15 protein-coding genes are annotated in these 17,973 nt (G+C 48.3%); 5 read left to right on the top strand and 10 right to left on the bottom strand.

Annotated features, from left to right (window positions below; all coding sequences use genetic code 11):
• Window positions 1-15 precede the first annotated feature (15 nt).
• Entirely contained in the window at window positions 16-1,917 is a 1,902-nt protein-coding gene (locus IEY13_RS29620; protein WP_188959392.1) for a histidine kinase, read from the bottom strand.
• Window positions 1,918-1,934: 17 nt separating this feature from the next.
• Window positions 1,935-2,681: a LytR/AlgR family response regulator transcription factor gene (locus tag IEY13_RS29615; RefSeq protein WP_188959391.1), complete on the bottom strand. Its 747-nt coding sequence runs from the start codon at window positions 2,679-2,681 to the stop codon at window positions 1,935-1,937.
• Window positions 2,682-2,821: 140 nt separating this feature from the next.
• On the opposite strand from IEY13_RS29615, the gene IEY13_RS29610 reads away from it, so the two are divergent.
• Window positions 2,822-3,742, top strand: a complete 921-nt coding sequence (locus tag IEY13_RS29610) for a polysaccharide lyase (RefSeq protein ID WP_188959390.1) — start codon at window positions 2,822-2,824, stop codon at window positions 3,740-3,742.
• Between the two features lie 151 nt (window positions 3,743-3,893).
• The gene (locus IEY13_RS29605) at window positions 3,894-4,274 is read left to right on the top strand and encodes a DoxX family protein (protein WP_188959389.1); all 381 of its coding nucleotides are present in this window, start codon (window positions 3,894-3,896) and stop codon (window positions 4,272-4,274) included.
• Here the strand turns inward: IEY13_RS29605 and IEY13_RS29600 are convergent.
• The 4 genes from IEY13_RS29600 to IEY13_RS29585 form a co-directional block, all read right to left on the bottom strand.
• On the bottom strand, window positions 4,260-4,634 hold the full coding sequence (locus tag IEY13_RS29600; RefSeq protein WP_188959388.1) for an Hpt domain-containing protein: 375 nt from the start codon (window positions 4,632-4,634) through the stop codon (window positions 4,260-4,262). The genes IEY13_RS29605 and IEY13_RS29600 overlap by 15 nt on opposite strands.
• Before the next feature lie 338 nt (window positions 4,635-4,972).
• Entirely contained in the window at window positions 4,973-5,926 is a 954-nt protein-coding gene (locus IEY13_RS29595; RefSeq protein WP_188959387.1) for a DUF1735 domain-containing protein, read from the bottom strand.
• Between the two features lie 18 nt (window positions 5,927-5,944).
• Window positions 5,945-7,537: a SusD/RagB family nutrient-binding outer membrane lipoprotein gene (locus IEY13_RS29590; protein ID WP_188959386.1), complete on the bottom strand. Its 1,593-nt coding sequence runs from the start codon at window positions 7,535-7,537 to the stop codon at window positions 5,945-5,947.
• A 24-nt stretch (window positions 7,538-7,561) separates the two neighbouring features.
• Window positions 7,562-10,729, bottom strand: coding sequence for a SusC/RagA family TonB-linked outer membrane protein (locus IEY13_RS29585; RefSeq protein ID WP_188959385.1), 3,168 nt, complete (start codon window positions 10,727-10,729; stop codon window positions 7,562-7,564).
• A 609-nt stretch (window positions 10,730-11,338) separates the two neighbouring features.
• Between IEY13_RS29585 and IEY13_RS29580 the strand changes: the two genes are divergently transcribed.
• The 3 genes from IEY13_RS29580 (at window position 11,339) to IEY13_RS29570 (ending at window position 13,219) form a co-directional block, all read left to right on the top strand.
• A complete protein-coding gene (locus tag IEY13_RS29580) occupies window positions 11,339-11,722 on the top strand; it encodes a helix-turn-helix domain-containing protein (RefSeq protein ID WP_188959384.1) in 384 nt (127 codons plus the stop codon).
• A gap of 84 nt (window positions 11,723-11,806) precedes the next feature.
• Window positions 11,807-12,568 (top strand): SDR family NAD(P)-dependent oxidoreductase, encoded by a 762-nt coding sequence (locus tag IEY13_RS29575; RefSeq protein WP_188959383.1) that lies wholly within the window; start codon window positions 11,807-11,809, stop codon window positions 12,566-12,568.
• Window positions 12,569-12,784: 216 nt separating this feature from the next.
• The gene (locus IEY13_RS29570) at window positions 12,785-13,219 is read left to right on the top strand and encodes a hypothetical protein (RefSeq protein WP_188959382.1); all 435 of its coding nucleotides are present in this window, start codon (window positions 12,785-12,787) and stop codon (window positions 13,217-13,219) included.
• Window positions 13,220-13,225: 6 nt separating this feature from the next.
• Here the strand turns inward: IEY13_RS29570 and IEY13_RS29565 are convergent, their stop codons facing one another.
• The 4 genes from IEY13_RS29565 to IEY13_RS29550 all read right to left on the bottom strand — a co-directional run bounded on the left by IEY13_RS29565 (window position 13,226) and on the right by IEY13_RS29550 (window position 17,920).
• Window positions 13,226-15,385: a type IA DNA topoisomerase gene (locus tag IEY13_RS29565; protein WP_188959381.1), complete on the bottom strand. Its 2,160-nt coding sequence runs from the start codon at window positions 15,383-15,385 to the stop codon at window positions 13,226-13,228.
• Between the two features lie 34 nt (window positions 15,386-15,419).
• The gene (locus IEY13_RS29560; RefSeq protein WP_188959380.1) at window positions 15,420-16,058 is read right to left on the bottom strand and encodes a murein L,D-transpeptidase catalytic domain-containing protein; all 639 of its coding nucleotides are present in this window, start codon (window positions 16,056-16,058) and stop codon (window positions 15,420-15,422) included.
• Window positions 16,059-16,129: 71 nt separating this feature from the next.
• On the bottom strand, window positions 16,130-16,828 hold the full coding sequence (locus tag IEY13_RS29555) for a DUF4253 domain-containing protein (protein ID WP_188959379.1): 699 nt from the start codon (window positions 16,826-16,828) through the stop codon (window positions 16,130-16,132).
• A gap of 393 nt (window positions 16,829-17,221) precedes the next feature.
• Window positions 17,222-17,920 carry a hypothetical protein gene (locus IEY13_RS29550; RefSeq protein WP_188959378.1) on the bottom strand — a complete coding sequence of 233 codons (699 nt, stop codon included), beginning with the start codon at window positions 17,918-17,920 and terminating at the stop codon, window positions 17,222-17,224.
• Window positions 17,921-17,973 lie beyond the last annotated feature (53 nt).

The raw sequence follows: 17,973 nt of genomic DNA, 5'->3' as shown, positions 1-17,973 counted from the left end.
AGGGAATGTAAACAGCTACAGTGTGCGCTTCCGCACCGGAATTACCATTTCCACCTTCAATCCCCGCTGGCCCTGTTCATTTTTATCTGTAATTACCAGCGTGGCAGGCTGGTGGGTCTGGCGGCTTAACAAGGCCAATCTTTCCTGGGTAATGATGCCGGAGAGTGATCTTTTGCCTATGGGCGCAATGCCGGGTTGCAGGCCGGTGCCGTTATCTTCAATGGTACAGTGTAGCGCTTTGCCTTTTAGTTGGATTTGTACGTGGATGTGGCCCTTGTAATCCAGGTTGCGCATGCCGTGCTGTATGGCATTCTCCACAAAGGGTTGCAGCAGCATGGGGGGAATGCAAATGTCTTCTTCTTCGTAGCCTTCAAATACGTTTACGGTGTAATCGAAAGTGCCTTCAAAGCGCATGGCCTGCAGGCTCAGGTAGTTTTCCAGAGCTTCTACTTCGTCTTTCAGTTCTACCAGGTTTTCGCGGCTGTTCTCCAGGTTCAGGCGTAGCAGGCGGGCAAACTGGTTCAGGTATTTCACGGCTTTTTCGGGCTCGTGGTTACGGATATAGCTTTGCAGTACGGACAAGGTGTTGAAAATAAAGTGGGGTTCCATCTGGCTGCGCAATAGTTGCTGCTCCAGTTCAATATGCTTCTGGCGGGTGCGCAGGTTGCGGCGTTCTACCAGCAGGTAGGCTATGCCGGCAGCCACCAATAGCAAGCCGCCGAAAACGATCATCAGCCATTTTTGCTGGCGTAATTGCAGGGCTTTGTTTTCGTTTTCTTTGTTAAGGGCAACGGTTTTCAGTTGCTCTTCTTTCAGGTCGTTTACGGCCTGCAGGCGGGCCACCTGTTTGTATTGCTGCTGGTACATGGCTTTCATGGCGGCATTGCCGGAGGAGTCCATATACCGGGCAGCGTGCTTGTAGTCGCCCAATTGCCAGTAAGCCTCATAAATGGTGCCGTAGGCTTTGTTCAGCAGGTTGTGGTTGCGCTGTTTACGGGCAATCTCCAGGGCGTTCTGCAGATAGGGAATGGCTTTACCGGGGGTGCCTTTTTCGGTAAAGGTCATGCCTTTGTTCAGCCAGTCGTTGTAGGTAAGTTCGTTGATTTGTTGTTTTAATGCAAAGCCGGAGTCTGTCCATTTATGGCCTTCTTCAAACTGGTGGGCGCGCAAATACAGCACGCCTTTGGCAGCGTATACGGTGGCCAGGCGTTTTTTATCCTGTATCTGATTGGCGTAGTACAGCGCGCTGTCTTCATACACCATCGCCAGTTCAATATTGTCTTTTATCTCCTGCGCGCGGGACAGGCGTTCCATGTACACGGACCATTGGTAAATATCGGCAGAGTCGGGCCAGGTGGCCATAGACCGGCGGGTATAGTATTCCGGCCTGGCAGTATCGCCATAGCGGAAATAGGTTTCAGCAGCCAGGTTGTATACGCGCCATATATGCGGGGCTTTGTGTTGCTCTGCCAGCTTTATAATGGCATGCAGCCGCTCAAAGGTCTGATCGTCTATGGCAGTATCCATGCTGGTGCGCAGCAGGCCGGCTTTCTGCAACAGTATCAGTTCCATGTCTCTGGCAGTATCGGGTAGTACACCAGTAAGCATGCGCTGGTAACAGGCGGTGGCAGAATCGGCTTCTTTATTATTCAGGTAGCGGTTGCCCAGCAGATAGTTGTATAGCGCGCGTGAGCGGTAATCGCGTACGTGAGGTGCCAGCTGTTGTAGTTGTCTTTTCAGCGAATCGGTGGTGTAGCGGGCCTCTATATCCACCAGGCGGGAAAGTGCGTTTTCTGTTTCGTTCACCACCGGGGTAACGGCGGCAGCGGCAGCGGGTTGCCTTTTTTCCTCCCGGCAGGCCATCCACAAAATAGTGCAGAGCAGAAAGGCTGTTACAGCCCACAGATGTTTTATCATGTAGCGCAGTTAATATATCAGAATGTTTTACGCAACTGGCCGGTCAGCAGCTGCATCACATAGTCTTTACGGCGGGTAGATACGGGTATTTCTGTACCGTTTCTCAAAATAATATAGCCATCCTTATGCAGCCGTTCAATGCCTTGCAGGTTTACCAGATAACTCTGGTGGGTGCGTACAAACAAATGTTCCGGCAGTAACTCTTCATATTCTTTCATAGGGCGCGAAACGGTTACCTTCCGGTTATCGGTTAAATAAAAGGTGGTGTAACTTCCTTCGCCCTGGCAATAGCTGATCTCCTCAAAAGTAACCACCTGCAGGTACTGTTGCGAGCGTAGTACAATGCGGTTGTTTACCGTAGAGGGTTTCAGGTGTTCCCTGGCTACTACGTGCTGCTCCGTCTGCATCTGCGGGTATTGTTTTACGCGGTTGAGCGTGGCGGCAAACTCCTCTTCTTCCAGCGGCTTCAGCAGGTAATCAAACGCACCGTATTTAATGGCTTTGATGGCATAATGATTATAGGCGGTAATGAACACTACACGGAAGTTGCGATCAGGAAAGGCATCGAGCAAATCAAAGCCGGAACCATCGCTTAGTTCAATGTCCAGCAACAGCAGATCGGGCTGTGTATTGGCTATTAACACACCTGCTTCGGCAAGGGTGCCACAGCTGCCGGTGAGGAAGAAACCCTCCCTGTTTTCCATCAGGCGGCCGGTGTCTCTCCGTATAGCAGGTTCATCGTCTATAATCAGTGTACGTATCATGTTCAGGTTATCAGCGTTGAATGTTTCCCAGGCAATTCATTCTCAACAACAAAAATTGCGCCTGTAGAGTTTTTGACGTAGCCGGTTTTTAGGTATCTACAAGCTTGTGATGCAATTTAGGTGCACAAAAATTGCTCTATATGAAACAAAATCAATGCCGTTATGCGGCAACGCTAATGCTATTCAAAAAACCAATGTTGCTGCTGGCGCTGCCTGCGCTAACCCTGTTCAGCTGCCGCAAGAGCGCTGAAGCCAGTGGCCAGTTACCGCTAACCGGTGAAAAATCAGCTACCGATGTAAGCATCGCTGCTATCTATGCCAACCAGACCATTAACTGGGAAAACCTTACCAACATGACCACCTACACCGCTGCCCAGGCGGCGGCCGACTTTGGTAACGTAAGCGGCTGGAACGATTCGCGGGCCTACATCTCTAACGGTAACGGCGGGGGTAAAAGCGCCCGTGCCACCCTGCTGCCCAATGCACTGAGCGGTGCGGGTGGGCTGATTGCCAATGTGGACATTTCTGACGGTTCGGCGTATGAACTGGATTATGATGTGAAGTTTCACAGCCAGTTTAACTGGGGCCGTGGCGGTAAGGTAGGCTTTGGCTTTACAGTGGGCGATGGCAATACCGGCGGCGACCCGGGATGGGATGGTAACGGTGGCAGTCTGCGCCTGATGTGGTACTCCCCCAACAGCAATCCTGGCCGTGTGTACTTTCAGCCCTATCTGTACCACAGAGATCAGGCCGGTAACTATGGCGACAGCTATGGCAAAAGCTTCCCCAGCTCCGGCGCACTGGTTAAAGGCCAGTGGTATCATGTACACCTGTACATTAAAAGCAATACCGGAAGTAACACCGATGGCCATGTGCAGATTGCGATAGACGGTACCATTGTGCTGGACCGTGCTATGCGGTGGACCACCAACGATGCTAAACGTTTAATTAAAACCATGACCTTCCACACCTTCCGTGGTGGCAGTAGCCTTGCAGACTGGGGTGTATCTACACAGGATTATATCTATTACGACAATCTGGTGCTGCATAAAATCAGCTAAGGATCAGGACAGTAAAACATTTGATGGCCTGCCGTGCAGGCGGGCCATCACTACTTTCACATTGGCTTAAACACCCCTATACATTGTCTTTTTTGCACAGTGCTTACCGGGTATGATATGGTTATGTTTGTGTTCTTAAAAAACGTACTATATGACATCGAAAAGAATTACGGTAGCACAATGGATTATCACCACCATATTCGCCCTGTTTATGCTGATGGATGGCATTGGTGGGCTGATGCACGCGCAGGCGGGTGTGGATGCGTTTAAGCAGCTGGGCTATCCGGAGTATGTGCTTACCATTGTAGGCATTGCCAAGGTGCTGGGTGTAATTGCCGTTATACAGCCTAAATACCGCACTATAAAGGAGTGGGCTTACGCCGGCTTCACCTGTAACTTTATTGCGGCTTCTCTGTCGTGGTATTTTACAGACGGCCTGGGTGGGGAAGCCTTTTTTCCGTTGATAGTACTGGCGGTGATGTTGCTTTCTTATTTTCTCTGGAAAAGAAAGGCGGCTTTACAGGTTGCCTGAGTTTTCGCTTTCTGTAAGGTAGGCGTTTATTTCACCTGTAGCTGTATGCACCTCTGCCTGTAGCTGCTCCACCAGCGCAGGTATTTCTACGGCATCCCACGCTGTGATATGCTCCAGCTTTTGAGAAAGATGGCCCAATGCAGGCAATCCGGCGGTAAGGGCGGTTCCGTATAGTTTATGTGCTTCGGCAGTAACCAGGGGCAGGTTTTGCGCTGCGGTGTGGTACTGAACAGCGGCAATGGCACGTTGCAGTTCTACCACTACCATTTCCAGTACAGCTGCTACAAATTCACTGCTATCGCCCAGCAGAGCGGGTACGGCGTTTTTATCAAAATGCAGCAGTTGTTCCGGCGTTGACATAATAAAGGGTTATGATCGTGTCTGGGGCTAAATATACAGGATTATTATAATTTCTTCCCGAAAACAGGCTGCTTTAGGTTACCCTGGTAGCATCTACGCCGATGGGTGGAAGGATGTACGGAGGATGGATGAAGGAGCGCCGGGGTTGACACGGACCTGATATGGACCAGACATGGAGTTGACATGGACTTTTCCACATTTCGAAGGCCGGTTATGGCCCTAAAAAAGAAGGTTGCCTGAAAAGGCAACCCGATATCATCACTTAAAAACTAAACAGCCCCCGGCCGCTCCAGGCAGTGGAGGCTGTTCCTTACATGAGAATAAAAACTAACGGCTATTTATCTTTCGCCTGTATAGGTAAAAGTCTCTTTAATGGTCAGCCTTATTTTACCGCTCTGGATCATGTAATAGCTTACCTCCAGTTTGTCGGGCTTTCCTTCACTGTCAAACGTCATTTTGTTTATGCCGGAGGGGTCTAACGCCGCCGAGCGCAGGTTAGAGTTGGTACCCTGGCCGTAGTAGTTAGTTACGCTGGTAACATTGCCATTATCATCAAAATGAAAAATGGGTGCAAAGTTGCCGTAGTAGCTGGCTCCTCCGTTATTGTAAAAAGTGTAGCGGTACGAAGCGGCGTCTGCATCGTAATATCCCGCTCCCCTTGCGCCATCGGTAATCAGGTTAATGTGTTTGGGGTACTCTGCTGTGGCAACGGTACCCAATGTAGAATCGTAAAAAGTACCGGTAACGGTAAAAGCACCATCGTAGCTGTTACGTGCCGAGAAAGCGTATATGGCCTGCCCGAAAGCACTGCTGATGCCCGCCCCACCGGCGGAGGTTATTTTTACGGGAATGGCATAACTGGCATCGTAGTTAAAAGCAGCGGTTCTTTTTACCGGCACTTTTATTTGTACCTCGTTAGCGCCTTTGTGTATTACGGCCTGTGCAGGCAGCGTATATACATCTGCCGGGGGCATGCTGTAGCTGGTACCTGCTGCTTTGTTAAATGCGGTAAGATCGGCTTCGTTTACCGATAGTGACACCACTACATCATTGGGTGCGCCGGAAGCACTTACATAAGCTATGTTGATATTGAAAGTGGAAGAATCGCCTTCCTTCAAAGCCCCTACATCCGATTTAAACAGCGGAAAAGTATCTATGGTGGGGGTACCAGTATTGGAAAACTCCACCACCGCCGGTGAGTCTGTGGCATCAAAAACAGAATCGCGTTTAAGGCAGGAGCTAATGCTTACCGCCAGCAGCAGGGCTATGCATATATGGTTAACAGGTTTCATGATATATGTTTTAAGCTGTTATGGTATGGCCCAGAAAATACTGGAAGTAAAAGGACTGATATTCTTTGGCACATGCTGCGGATTGTAATTGGTTTCAGACGTGGGATATAAAATGCGGGAAGGCAGTTTATCCGTTCTGCTGCTTACACTCTGTATAGAAGCAAAGGTTGCCGTAGCATCGGTACTACCCGCTGTAATAGTGGGGTAATGCGTTCTGCGGTAATCGTTCCAGGCTTCCTGTGCGTTAATAAAGTTGAGTGCTATGTACTTCTGGGTAATAATGGCTTCCAGCTTCTGTGCATCGGTAGTGGCCAGTGCAAAATTTGCCAGGTAGTTGCCTTCATTCGTTTCCTTGTAATACTGGTAGTCGCCGGAGGGTGATACCCAGTCAGGATCGGCAGAATAAGTACCATTGGGCAACTGGTACAGGTACTCAAAAGAGGCCAGTATACCCGCATCAAACAACGTGGCGGGTGTACCGGTAATAATACCTTTTAACGCCGCTTCTGCCTGTAGAAAATAACTTTCTGCGGCCAGCATTACCGGAAAGCCTGCGTCAGGCCCCTTGAGCACACCAATGCTGTTACCGCCTGAGGTGGAAGTGGAATTGGCATCGCTGTTTACATACGCAAACCAGGCGCTGCCGGAAGGGCTGGAAGCTACATTGCTGTTCTCGTACCCCAGCTGGTTGGTGGGTGTGGAAGGGAAACTGCGGTATACCACATACCCACGGGGATCATCCAGTTTGCTGCCATCGTAAAAGCTGAGCGCCCAGGTGGTGGGCATCCAGGAGCGGGTAGCGGCACCACCGGTATAGGTATAGGCCCAGTTGTTCCACTGCGGGTTTTGCTTACCATTGTCCCTTGTGTAGCCGGGGTTAATTTTAGCATCTGTTTCCAGAAAGCCGGCAGCATCAAACGTCTTGTTATCAAACGTAGCTTTATCCCCTGCTTTTACCAGCAAACGCAGCTTGAGGGTGTTGGCATATTGCTTCCATAATTCACCATCGCCACCAAACAGAATATCCACACTGCCCATGTGTTTAATTTCACCGGAAGCGGTATCGGTACGGTTAATGATGGCAATGGCGGTATCCAGCTGGCGGGCCAGATCTGCATATATATCCTTTGCCGCGGCATAATCGGGTGTAAGGTTTCCCTCGCCTTGCAGGGCATCGGTATAAGGCACATCGTTATACGCATCTACCAGCAACTGAAAATCCATAGCGCGCATAATACGGGCGGCGGCATTGTAATAGCCGTACTCCGGTATCTGACTGTTGGTTTGGTTGATGATGGTCTGGTAGTCTTCCAGATTATCATATGTACCCGACCAGAGGTTGTTATAATCTGCACTGGAAAAATTATAGGTAACGGCAGAACCAAAGCCGCCATACCCGCCGGCATTGGCCATATAGCCCACCAGCTGCGAGCCATAGTTGTTATAGCTGTTTAACACACCTGCTGTAGCGGCCAGCGCCTGCGGTATAATGTTTTCTGCTGAGGCTGAGGTAGCTGCGTTGGGGTTATTGTTAATATCCAGATATTTTTTACAGGCCGTACCTGATAGTAACATACATAAGGATGCTATTTTAAAAGCTGTTCGTTTCATCTCATTTCTGTTTAAAGCAGTGAACTAAAAATTGAAAGACACGGTACCGCCGAAGTAACGGCTGGGAGGCGTTTGGCCCAGACCATTTAAGCCAATACCATTGCTGTCGCTACCGGCATCGCTGTATTCAGGATCGGTGTACAGGTTGTCTTTCGCCAGCCACAGAAACAGGTTTCTTCCCTGTACGCTAATACTGGCACCTTTAATAAACTTAGTTTTACCAAGTATGCTGGCAGGTACGTTATAGGTAATAGACGCCTCTCTCAGCTTCCAGAAGGCACCTGAGGTAACATAGTTAGAAGTGATGCCCATGTTCAGATCATCATCTGTCCAGAAGCCGGAGTTTCCATTACCATCGGGCACCTGTATGTTGGTGTTTTTGATATAGGTGCCCGGCTTGTTAGGATCTTCATACACCGAGTTGGGAAATACAAAGCGTTTGCGGTTGTACGCCACGGTTCTGATGCCGGTGCCTGACCAGTCCAGCGTTGAACCGATGGCGTTGAATACTTTGTAACCACCCCGGTATTCAAACAGCAGCGAGAAACGGAACTGCTTCCAGGTAACAACGGCATCCAGTCCCAACCTGTGTTTAGGTGTGGCATTACCCAGTATTTTGATGTTGTCATCCTTCATGGGGTTACCGGTAGTGCGGTCTATAATTACATGCCCTTCGGGATCACGCTGATAGTCGTAACCCATAATTACCGGAAACGCCTGCCCTTCTACTGCATACGAACCTGCGTTATCGGAATAGTATGCCAGTGGCAGGTTAGGCAGTGAGGCGTTGATACTGTTTACATTGTTTTTAAGATAGGTATAGTTACCCCCTACGGTTACATCCAGATTGCGCGTTTTAACCGGTGTTACATGCACCGTAGCTTCCAGGCCACTGCTGCTGGTTTTACCGGAGTTGAGCAGTAAACGGGAATAACCGGTAGTGTTAGAGATATAGGTGTTTACGGTTTGATCGGTGGTATGGGTGCTGTAGTAGGTAATGGTAGATACTACACGGTCTTTCCACAGGTTCAGATCAAAACCCACTTCGTACCCTTTGGTTATTTCAGGGCGCAGACCGCTTGCTACCAGACTATTGCCAACGGTATACCCCGCCTGGTTACCGTACGGATAGCCGTTAGCCTGTGAGTAAGTGGGCAGCAGATAATACGCACCAAAATCGCCGGAGTTGCCCAGGTTCACCTGCCCTACCTTAGACCAGCCCGCACGCAGCTTTAAGTAGCTGATGGTTTTGCTGGTGCGGATAGCATCAATAGCATCGCTCGCCACAAACGAAAGGTCTACTGCAGGATAGAAGAAAGATCTGTTAGCGGCTTCGAGAATGGAAACCCAGTCGTTACGGCCGGTAGCATGCAGAAACAGATAGCCTTTATAGCCTAACCGGATATCACCATACGCCCCCATCTGACGCGCCAGGAAGTTGGCCTCCGAAGCGCCCGGTGTACCTACACCTGCATTTACGTTGTAGTAATCAGGTATTACCAGACCGGAGGCTGATACGTTTACCTGCTTGGCCTGATCCTGCCGCCACTGCATACCGCCAATAGCATTGAGGTCAAAATCGGTACTTAACTTTTTATGGTATTGTGCAAAGGCATCGCTCAACAACTCTGAGGTGTAACTGCTACCATCACTTACCGATGCTGCAATGTCTGATTTAGAGCCGCCGCTCTGGTCTTCTGCATAGGTGGTATAGTCAAAAGCGCCGGTAGTGTTCTTGTTGCTGTAGTTACGTGTGGCTATGCCTTGCCGGGCTACCAGGTCTAACCCATCAAACGGTGTAAACTTCACTTCCACGTTGGCAGTGAGGTAATCGTTCCGTTGCTTGCTTCTGTTATTATCAATGGTAAAATACGGGTTCTGATACCAGGGGTTATAAAAGCCATTGGGGTTGGCAAACTTATCGGTACGCCAGTTTTTGAAACGGGTAATTGGTATCCACGAAGGCATGTTGAGCAGGTTGTTGTACATAGAGGAAGTCTGTGTAGTAATATCATACCTGTTCTGTGTATATGCAGTGGAGTACGTTACGTTAATGCGGTTGCCTATTTTACGGGTACCGTTTACGCGTACGTTGGCCCTGTTATATTTATCGCCGGGTGTGGTACCGGTGGCAGTGGCATACTGGCCGGATACGTAGAAGGTAGACACCGCATCACCACTGGTTACAGAAAAGTCTGTCTGGTTGGTAACACCGGTGTTCCAGAATTCTTTACGGGAGTTGTTACTGGCATATACCGCATACAGCTGACTGCCATCTTCCAACGGATCGCCCAGTGCTTTGGTGCTGCCATCGTAACGGGGGCCGTAGCTCTGGTTTTCAATACCGGCAAATATGCCATCACCGTTTTCATCATAGCCATAGGCACTGCCGCCGCTGCCAAACTGGCTTTGTAATTTAGGAAAGAAGGCCACCTGTTCCGCGGTAACCGTGTTGGATACTCTTACATTGGTAAACCCGTTCCGCCCCTTGCGGGTAGTAACAATCATAGCCCCGTTAGAAGCCTGCGAACCGTATAACGCAGCCGCACCAGCTCCGTTTAATACCGTTACATTCTCCACATCTTCGGGGTTAAGGTTACCTAATACAGAGGTAGGCACAATCACATTATCCAGTACCACCAGGGCCTGGTTGTTACCGGTTAAAGAGCGCTGTCCGCGCAGTACCAGCCGATAACCCGGGTTTACACCGCCCCCGGTACCGCTGATCTGCAAACCGGCTACCTTACCCTGCAATCCGCCTGCAATGGTTGTAGATTTACCGGTGGTAAGCACATCGCCTTTAATTACGGTAGTAGCGGTACCAACTTCCTTTCGTTTGGTTTTAATACCGCCTGCTGTTACAATCACCTCTTCCATCAGGCTCACGGCATCGTCCAGCGTAACCAGCAAAGGGGTTACTTCGCTACGTACTTTCACTTCTGTGTCTTTAAAGTTTACAGCCGTAACTACCAGTACATCGCCCGGTGCAGCCTGCACCGCAAAGCGGCCGCCTTCATCCGCACCGGCGCCGCCCTGCTTACCTTTTACATGAACAGCAGCCCCCGCCACAGGTGTGCCATTCTTATCCACTACTTTTCCTTTTATTGAAACGTTCTGCGCAAATGCAGTTACAGATACCAAAGCACATATTAGTAACAGAAGGAAATTCCTTCTCTTTTTTACATGTCTCATGTACAGTTTAAGTTTTAGTATATACAATAGGGGCAATAGCATACCCTTCTGCAGGTTGGCTTAGTTAGGGCCATGCAGTTACAATACCCTTTTACAGGGCTATTGCTATCCGTTGGGCAATAAGCTGCCAGGGCTACCCGTGCAGGCAAATGCCAATGGGTAACCTGTTTGCGTAAGGCAACGGTAATGCAAGCTGATTATCAGCCGCTCAATGGCGGTGAATGTGAAGTTTGGTTTTGACTCATGTGCATTATGTTTAAGAACCGGAAAAACGGTAACTGACCATTGTGCGGATGGTACTGACCTGATACATTGTCTAAGTAGTTTTAATGAGATGTAAGCTGGCGGATTAACTTATCTCATCGGGTGTTGGGTAATTTCTCATACCGTGTAGCAAACTTAGCGCCAAAAGCGCAAGTGTTCCTTTGTTAGGTGCATAACTAACACGTTTTAGCTGACACATAACGAAGATAACTAATCTTACAATTCCGTTGCCCTGTTCAACAAAAAAAAACGGCAAATCGGGCATAGTATTGTAACCTGGCAGACGAACAGCCATCTGTTACCGACATTTGATATTTCCCATACCTTTACTGCAAAGTATGTTCTATGGAGTTACCCCAAAAGCTGATGAACCGTAAAGAGGAAATAACTGCTCAGTTTTTTCAGCTGGCAGAGGAGCATATTGATGATTTATTAAAAGGCCAGATAACCCACCGCTATGCAGCAGCAGACTTTGCCAAACTGATGTTTATCCATTCGCGTCACCTTACCAATACCATTAAGCTTACCACCGGCAGATCGCCCTGCGATATTATGGAAGAGCGGCTGATGCAGGAGGCTACGCGTTTGCTTACCACCACAGATATATCTATAGCGGACCTGAGCGTACTGTTTGGCTATAACGATCCTGCTAACTTTATACGCTTTTTCAAAGGCATGTGCGGCATTACACCACTTCAGTACCGCAAACAAAACGCTACCACCGCATAAGAATCTGAAGTCTGCACCATTTTTGAGCCATACCCCCCCTCTACTTTTGTGTAACAAAACACAATTACAAAAAACAAATCAGATATGGCACAAACAGCAATTGCCCTGGTTACCGGCGGCAGCCGCGGACTGGGCAGAGAGATGGCGTTAAGCCTGGCGAAAAAAGGCGTTGGTATTATACTTACTTACCTGAGTAAAAAAGAGGAAGCGGAAACAGTGGTGAAAGAGATAACCCAACTGGGTGTATCCGCAGCAGCTTTGCAGTTAAACGTGGCAGAAAGCAAAACCTTTGATGCCTTTGTAGCAGCGGTGGGCAACACGCTGAAGCAGACGTTTAACACAGAACGCTTTAACTACCTGGTAAATAATGCCGGCATAGGTATACACGCTTCTTTTACAGAAACCACCGAAGAGCAATTTGATACACTGGTGAACATTCACCTGAAAGCCCCTTTCTTTCTTACGCAGAAACTGCTTCCGCTGATGCAGGATGGCGGTGGTATTGTAAACGTAAGTACTGGTCTGGCACGATTTAGCCTGCCTGGTTATGCGGCTTATGCAGCAATGAAAGGTGGTATTGAAACCCTTACCCGTTATCAGGCTAAGGAACTGGGTGCGCGCGGCATACGTTCTAACGTAATAGCCCCAGGCGCTATTGAAACAGATTTTGGTGGTGGTGTAGTACGCGATAATGCACAGCTGAATCAGGTAATTGCCGGGCAAACGGCTTTAGGACGTGTAGGTAAGCCAGATGATATTGGTACGGTGGTAGCCTTCCTGTGTTCTGAAGATGCAAAATGGGTAAATGCACAGCGGTTGGAAGCTTCTGGCGGCATGTTTTTGTAAACGCTGCCTTTGCATGGATACCACACCAGAGAGATTACAATTAAAAAAGCCGTCTTATAAATCAATAAGGCGGCTTTTGGTAACCTGGTCAAAACAGAACACTAAGTGCATCAAAACCGAACAGTTGCCGCAACAACCAATTACCTAATCAGCTGTTTTTGAAACATATAGCATTCTGGCATTTTGTTCGGAGTAAAGTCGGCGAAACCGATCTTTATGTCCAACACTCAACTCAAAACTGTACCCGCATTTACAAAAAACAAACTGGTAAAAGGCCTTGCCTTTACCGGAACGCTATTTCTGCTGTTTCAGTTTCAACCGTTTTCCAGTCAACAGGCTGCACAGGCAACACCCTGTCAGGCTACCTGTATATACGCCAGTACACCTGTAACCTTAACGCCTCAGCCATCCTGCGCCAGCCCGGAGCAATACAAAATATGCCGCCCTACCACCCTGGAAACTGCGCCTGCCACTAAAACCGATGACAGTGCCGATCTGCATCTGTTCAGTTTTCCGGTACTTCATTCCGATATGTTTTCTGCATCTGTGGAAGAGCAGCCTACCGCTGTGCGCGAGCAGTATGCCTTTTTGCCTGCCATTGTAAAGGCTGCCCGTAACCTGTTTGGCGCTAAAACGCGTATTTGTAATTAAAAGGAATTATTTGCCTGTATCCGGTATAATCTGAAATGCCGGGTCCAGCGCCAGCTTTGCTTCTGTTTCACCTTCCATGCCTGGTAGCAGTAAGCCCTTTATCTTGCCTGTTTTGCCCTTGTTTACCAGTTCGGCAACCTGTTTATCGGTCAGCTTTTTACCAAATATTTCAAACGGCACTTTAAAACCGCACTCGCGGAAGTTGGCACAGCCGTAGGCCGTGTTACCCTTCTTCAACGGGTTATTTTTACATTTGGGGCAATTCAGCTCTTCTACCGCTACCGCCTTCTTAGGCTCTTTGGGTTTAGCTTCCTTCGGCTTCGCTTCTTTGGGTTTGCTTTCTTTTTTGGCTTTTTCTTCCTTCTCCGGTAAGGCTTCTGCTACAGATATCACCTTATGCACGCTGTATTTTACTTCGCGGGTAAGGTCTACCACCATCTGAATCAGCTCCTGCTTAAAGGTTTGCAGGGTGTACTCCCCTTTCTCAATCAGGCGCAGCTTACGCTCCCACTGGCCCGTTAGTTCGGGGCTTTTCAGCAGTTCTGTTTGTATGGTATCTATCAGGTCCATACCTGTTTGGGTGGCAAACAGATTTTTCTTGCGTTTTTCAATGTATTTGCGGCGAAACAGGGTTTCAATAATGTTGGCGCGGGTGGAGGGGCGGCCAATACCGTTATCCTTCAGTAATTCGCGCATTTCATCGTCATCCACCTGTTTTCCGGCTGTTTCCATAGCCCTTAATAAAGAGGCTTCTGTATAGGGCTTGGGGGGACTGGTTTTGCCGTGGTGTATACGCGGTGTGTGCGGGCCACTTTCGCCCACCACAAACACGGGCAGCAGTTTTTCCTCTTCTTCACCTTCCTTTTTAGGTGGGGTATCGTTGGCGTACACTTCTTTCCAGCCCGGTTCTAATATCTGCTTACCGGTGGCTTTAAACTCCACCTGGCCTACCTTACCCAGTACGGTGGTATTGGCAATTTTACATTCGGGGTAAAACACGGCTATAAAACGGCGGGCTATTAAATCGTACACACGTTTCTCTTCCGTGCCCAATCCGTTGGGGTATACGCCGGTGGGTATAATAGCATGGTGATCGGTTACTTTGCTATCATCAAACACCGCTTTCAGCTTAGGTATGGGGTTAGCCAGCAGCGGTTGTATCAAGGCTGCATATGGCTTCATATCCTGCAATATGCCCGGTATTTTTGGGTACATATCATCCGGCAGGTAGGTGGTATCTACCCTTGGGTAGGTTACCAGCTTTTTCTCGTACAGGCTTTGAATATACTTGAGTGTATCATCTGCGGTGTAACCGAACTTTTTGTTGGCTTCTACCTGCAGGCCGGTAAGATCAAACAGTTTTGGGTTGCCCTCCTTGCCTTCTTTTCTTTCAAAAGAGGTGATAACAAAAGGATGCTCTTTCAGATACGCCAGGCCCTTCTCTGCCTTTTCAATATTACGCAGGCGTTCTATAGTGGCGGTAAATTCTGTTTCGCGGTAAAGGGTTTTTAATTCCCAGTATTCTTCCGATACAAAGGCGTTTATCTCCTTTTGCCTTTGTACAATCATAGCCAGCGTGGGCGTTTGTACGCGGCCTATAGACAGTACTATCTTCTTGCCGGCAGCAAACTTGCGGGTAAACAGGCGGGTGGCATTCATACCCAGCAACCAATCGCCAATGGCACGGCCGCTGGCAGCGGCGTACAGGTTATTGTACTGGTCGGCATCTTTCAGTTTCTGAAAGCCATCTTTAATAGCCTGTTCGGTAAGGGAAGATATCCATAAACGTTTTACCGGTTTGGCGCACCGGGCCTTTTGTAACACCCAGCGCTGAATCAGTTCTCCCTCCTGGCCGGCATCCCCGCAGTTGATTACTTCGTCGCATTGCTGTACCAGTTGCTCTATTACCTTAAACTGCTTTTGTACACCATCGTTTTCTATCAGTTTAATCCCAAAGGTATTGGGTATCATGGGCAGGTCTTCCAGGCGCCAGAACTTCCATTGGTCGTGGTAATCGTGTGGTTCTTTCAGGGTGCAGAAATGCCCGAAAGTCCAGGTAACCTGGTAGTCATTGCCTTCATAGTATCCATCCCTGCGCTGTTTAGCGCCGAGTACTTCAGCAATATCCCTTGCCACACTGGGTTTTTCAGCAATGCACACCTTCATATTTTACGAATATAGGGCGGCAAATGTAAAAGAGTTAATCATAAATCCAAAGCAATACCGGCTTTGCAGATTTATCCAGCTTGCGGGCCAGTTTGGTAAGGAACACGGGAGATACTGTTGGGCAGCCATCGCTCTGGCAAATTTCGTTGGGGGCTACTTCATTTACGGGCACACATTCATGCGAGTGCAGCACTACAAAACGGTTATAGGCGTTGTTGTTAGAGGTATCCAGCCCATAGAGCTTATAGGCCAGGCCAAACCTGCCGGAATAAGGGTTGCCTATTTTATACCTGCCCAGCGAGGTGCATCCACAGCCCACTACATTGCCGTACTTCCGGCCTTCCAGCCAGTTTTCATTGCACCGGCCATGCGCTACCAGTCCGTCTGTTTCCAAAGAGTCTTTCTGCAGGTTGTATACAAAAAAGCGGTTGGCACCCGAAGGGCGGCTCATATCAATAAGAAAACAAAAGGTGGTATTGAACTGATGCTGCCGGGCGTATACTGCAGCCGCCGCCGCGTAACTATGCAACTTTGCACGCTCTTTATCTGTAAGGTTATTACTGGTAGCTTCCTTATATACTTTATGGTGGTTAACCTCTGCTTTGGAGTCGCAGCCGGTAAAGCCTGGCATTAATAAGGCACCTGAAAAGGCAGCAAAAAGTACAGCGCGCATACCTGTGTTTTATAACAGGATGCAGGGCGGCTGATTTTCCATACGCCTGTGCCGGAATATTTTCTATGGGGTTAATCCCACCACATCAGTATCCTGCCCTTATCTTCTTTTAGCGCATAAGCATAGGCAGCCACATCTTCCGGCTCTTCTTCCAAAGGGCATATTTTCAGCGTTTCCAGTGCATAATCTTCCCAGTTGGCAATTTCTACCCTGGGCCTTACTATTACCCAGTCCGCGCCTGCGGCTATTAAGTCAAAAGCATACTTCTGGTCCAGCTGGCGCAGGCGTGCAATCAGGCTGTCAGTAGCTATTACACTGGTACCGCTGGCCGTTTCCTGCATGCGTATAATATCATATTTGTCGGTGGCGTGAATAACAGAAACCACACGTTTGCGGTCTTCCCGGTAAGCATCATCTGAAATAAAAGCCATACACTCCTTTTGGGCCAGTATATGGTTTAAGCTATCTACCATACGTTCACAGCTATCGCCATTTACCAGAAAGGAAATGCCCGGCAGTTCTACCGTTTTACCCTTCACCTGATGTTGTGGTAACTGCTGTACGCTATCGCCGGCAATACATACGTTGCGGTACCAGCGTTTAAAGCGCATAGCATTGGTGTGTGTTAATTGCTCGGCTTTGTGTATTACCGCTAACTCAATACCTGTTTTTTCAGATAGCTCCTGTTTCTTATTCAGTAGTTTGTTTTCAGGTTTATTGCAGGCTGTCAGGAGCAGGCAGCTTGCGAAGAACCATTTCAGAGCAGTCAATGGGTTGAAGTTTTTGTACCCTGAAATTACCTCATTTGCAGGTTCGCCGTTTGCCTTTACAGGAAATTAATACCTACAATTATTTCATGCTCCCATCTTTTAGCGTATTACTCCAGATAACCAAACAGGTGTTAGCAAAGAAAAGACTTATTATTTTTTTTCAAACAGCATACGTATTCTTTGCAACCGCCGTCTCTAAGCAGAAAGACGGACTTTGACCAACCCCTTAAAGAGTACACAGATTCACTGTAGGAGAAATTACCCCTTATAAAAAGGGCATCCCCCCGGATACAACGGGTAATTTCGCCTTCTTTTGCTACCACACACACAATATTGCCTGCCTTATTCCAGGCATATCTCTTTAAACAAAAACGTTATTAATACACCTGCCCGCTACGCCAGCAGATCTGTTTTTAATTGTTTCTTCTTTAACCAGGCCAGCAGCTTTGTGCGTACGGTTTCTTTTTCTTTACCGGTAAAAGGTTGCTCAAATGGCTTTATCCAGTACTTGATTTCTTCAAACACCAGCAGCATATTGCATTGCCCGCTTTCGTCTTTTTTAAAATCAATCTCCAGCACTTTGCCATTTTCAATGTAGTAGATGGTGCCACCATCACCAAAGGGTTTGAGATGAAAACCGTTTTCACCCAGCAGGTCGTACAGGTTATCCCGGTCGTGCTGTACTTTCTTCCAGCGCTCTTTAATAACGCGTGCTATCTGAAACGTATGTATGTTATCGGCTACTTTAATAATGGTCCAGCCTTTGGGTGCATATAAACCGGTTTCTGATTTAATGCGTTCTATCTGGCGGCGGCAATGATCTGTACGTGCAGGCTGGTTAATTTTATTAGCACACAGCGCCAGGTTTAACCAGAAGTCTTCTGAAAAGTAATGCCCACTTTCCTCTGCCAGTTGTACCAGGCTGTTCAAAGCCAGCTCCCAGTTCTGATTGATTAAAAAGCTGCTGGCAGCGCTGAAATGCGTGCTTGTTTTGTACAGCTCAGGAGTATATTCCAATACCTCTGATAAAATTACATCCGGACCAGATTCTTCCCGTGATCTTCTGTTACCTGCTCTGAATAAAGTACTCATGCTTCCGTGAACCGCAGTGGGTTGTCTGCTTTTTTAAGGGATATATAACTAGG

Origin of the sequence: Filimonas zeae, from assembly GCF_014641615.1 — a bacterium.
Classification (GTDB): domain Bacteria; phylum Bacteroidota; class Bacteroidia; order Chitinophagales; family Chitinophagaceae; genus Filimonas; species Filimonas zeae.
Note: the sequence above shows the minus strand (reverse complement) of the source record. Positions and strands in the feature narration are given on the sequence as shown.

Coding starts and splice junctions, on each gene's coding strand:
- IEY13_RS29565 (WP_188959381.1), bottom strand. CDS start 15,385: ATGAAGGTGTGCATTGCTGAAAAACCCAGTGTGGCAAGGGATATTGCT.
- IEY13_RS29580 (WP_188959384.1), top strand. CDS start 11,339: ATGGAGTTACCCCAAAAGCTGATGAACCGTAAAGAGGAAATAACTGCT.
- IEY13_RS29610 (WP_188959390.1), top strand. CDS start 2,822: ATGAAACAAAATCAATGCCGTTATGCGGCAACGCTAATGCTATTCAAA.
- IEY13_RS29620 (WP_188959392.1), bottom strand. CDS start 1,917: ATGATAAAACATCTGTGGGCTGTAACAGCCTTTCTGCTCTGCACTATT.
- IEY13_RS29585 (WP_188959385.1), bottom strand. CDS start 10,729: ATGAGACATGTAAAAAAGAGAAGGAATTTCCTTCTGTTACTAATATGT.
- IEY13_RS29570 (WP_188959382.1), top strand. CDS start 12,785: ATGTCCAACACTCAACTCAAAACTGTACCCGCATTTACAAAAAACAAA.
- IEY13_RS29600 (WP_188959388.1), bottom strand. CDS start 4,634: ATGTCAACGCCGGAACAACTGCTGCATTTTGATAAAAACGCCGTACCC.
- IEY13_RS29615 (WP_188959391.1), bottom strand. CDS start 2,681: ATGATACGTACACTGATTATAGACGATGAACCTGCTATACGGAGAGAC.
- IEY13_RS29595 (WP_188959387.1), bottom strand. CDS start 5,926: ATGAAACCTGTTAACCATATATGCATAGCCCTGCTGCTGGCGGTAAGC.
- IEY13_RS29605 (WP_188959389.1), top strand. CDS start 3,894: ATGACATCGAAAAGAATTACGGTAGCACAATGGATTATCACCACCATA.
- IEY13_RS29550 (WP_188959378.1), bottom strand. CDS start 17,920: ATGAGTACTTTATTCAGAGCAGGTAACAGAAGATCACGGGAAGAATCT.
- IEY13_RS29575 (WP_188959383.1), top strand. CDS start 11,807: ATGGCACAAACAGCAATTGCCCTGGTTACCGGCGGCAGCCGCGGACTG.
- IEY13_RS29560 (WP_188959380.1), bottom strand. CDS start 16,058: ATGCGCGCTGTACTTTTTGCTGCCTTTTCAGGTGCCTTATTAATGCCA.
- IEY13_RS29590 (WP_188959386.1), bottom strand. CDS start 7,537: ATGAAACGAACAGCTTTTAAAATAGCATCCTTATGTATGTTACTATCA.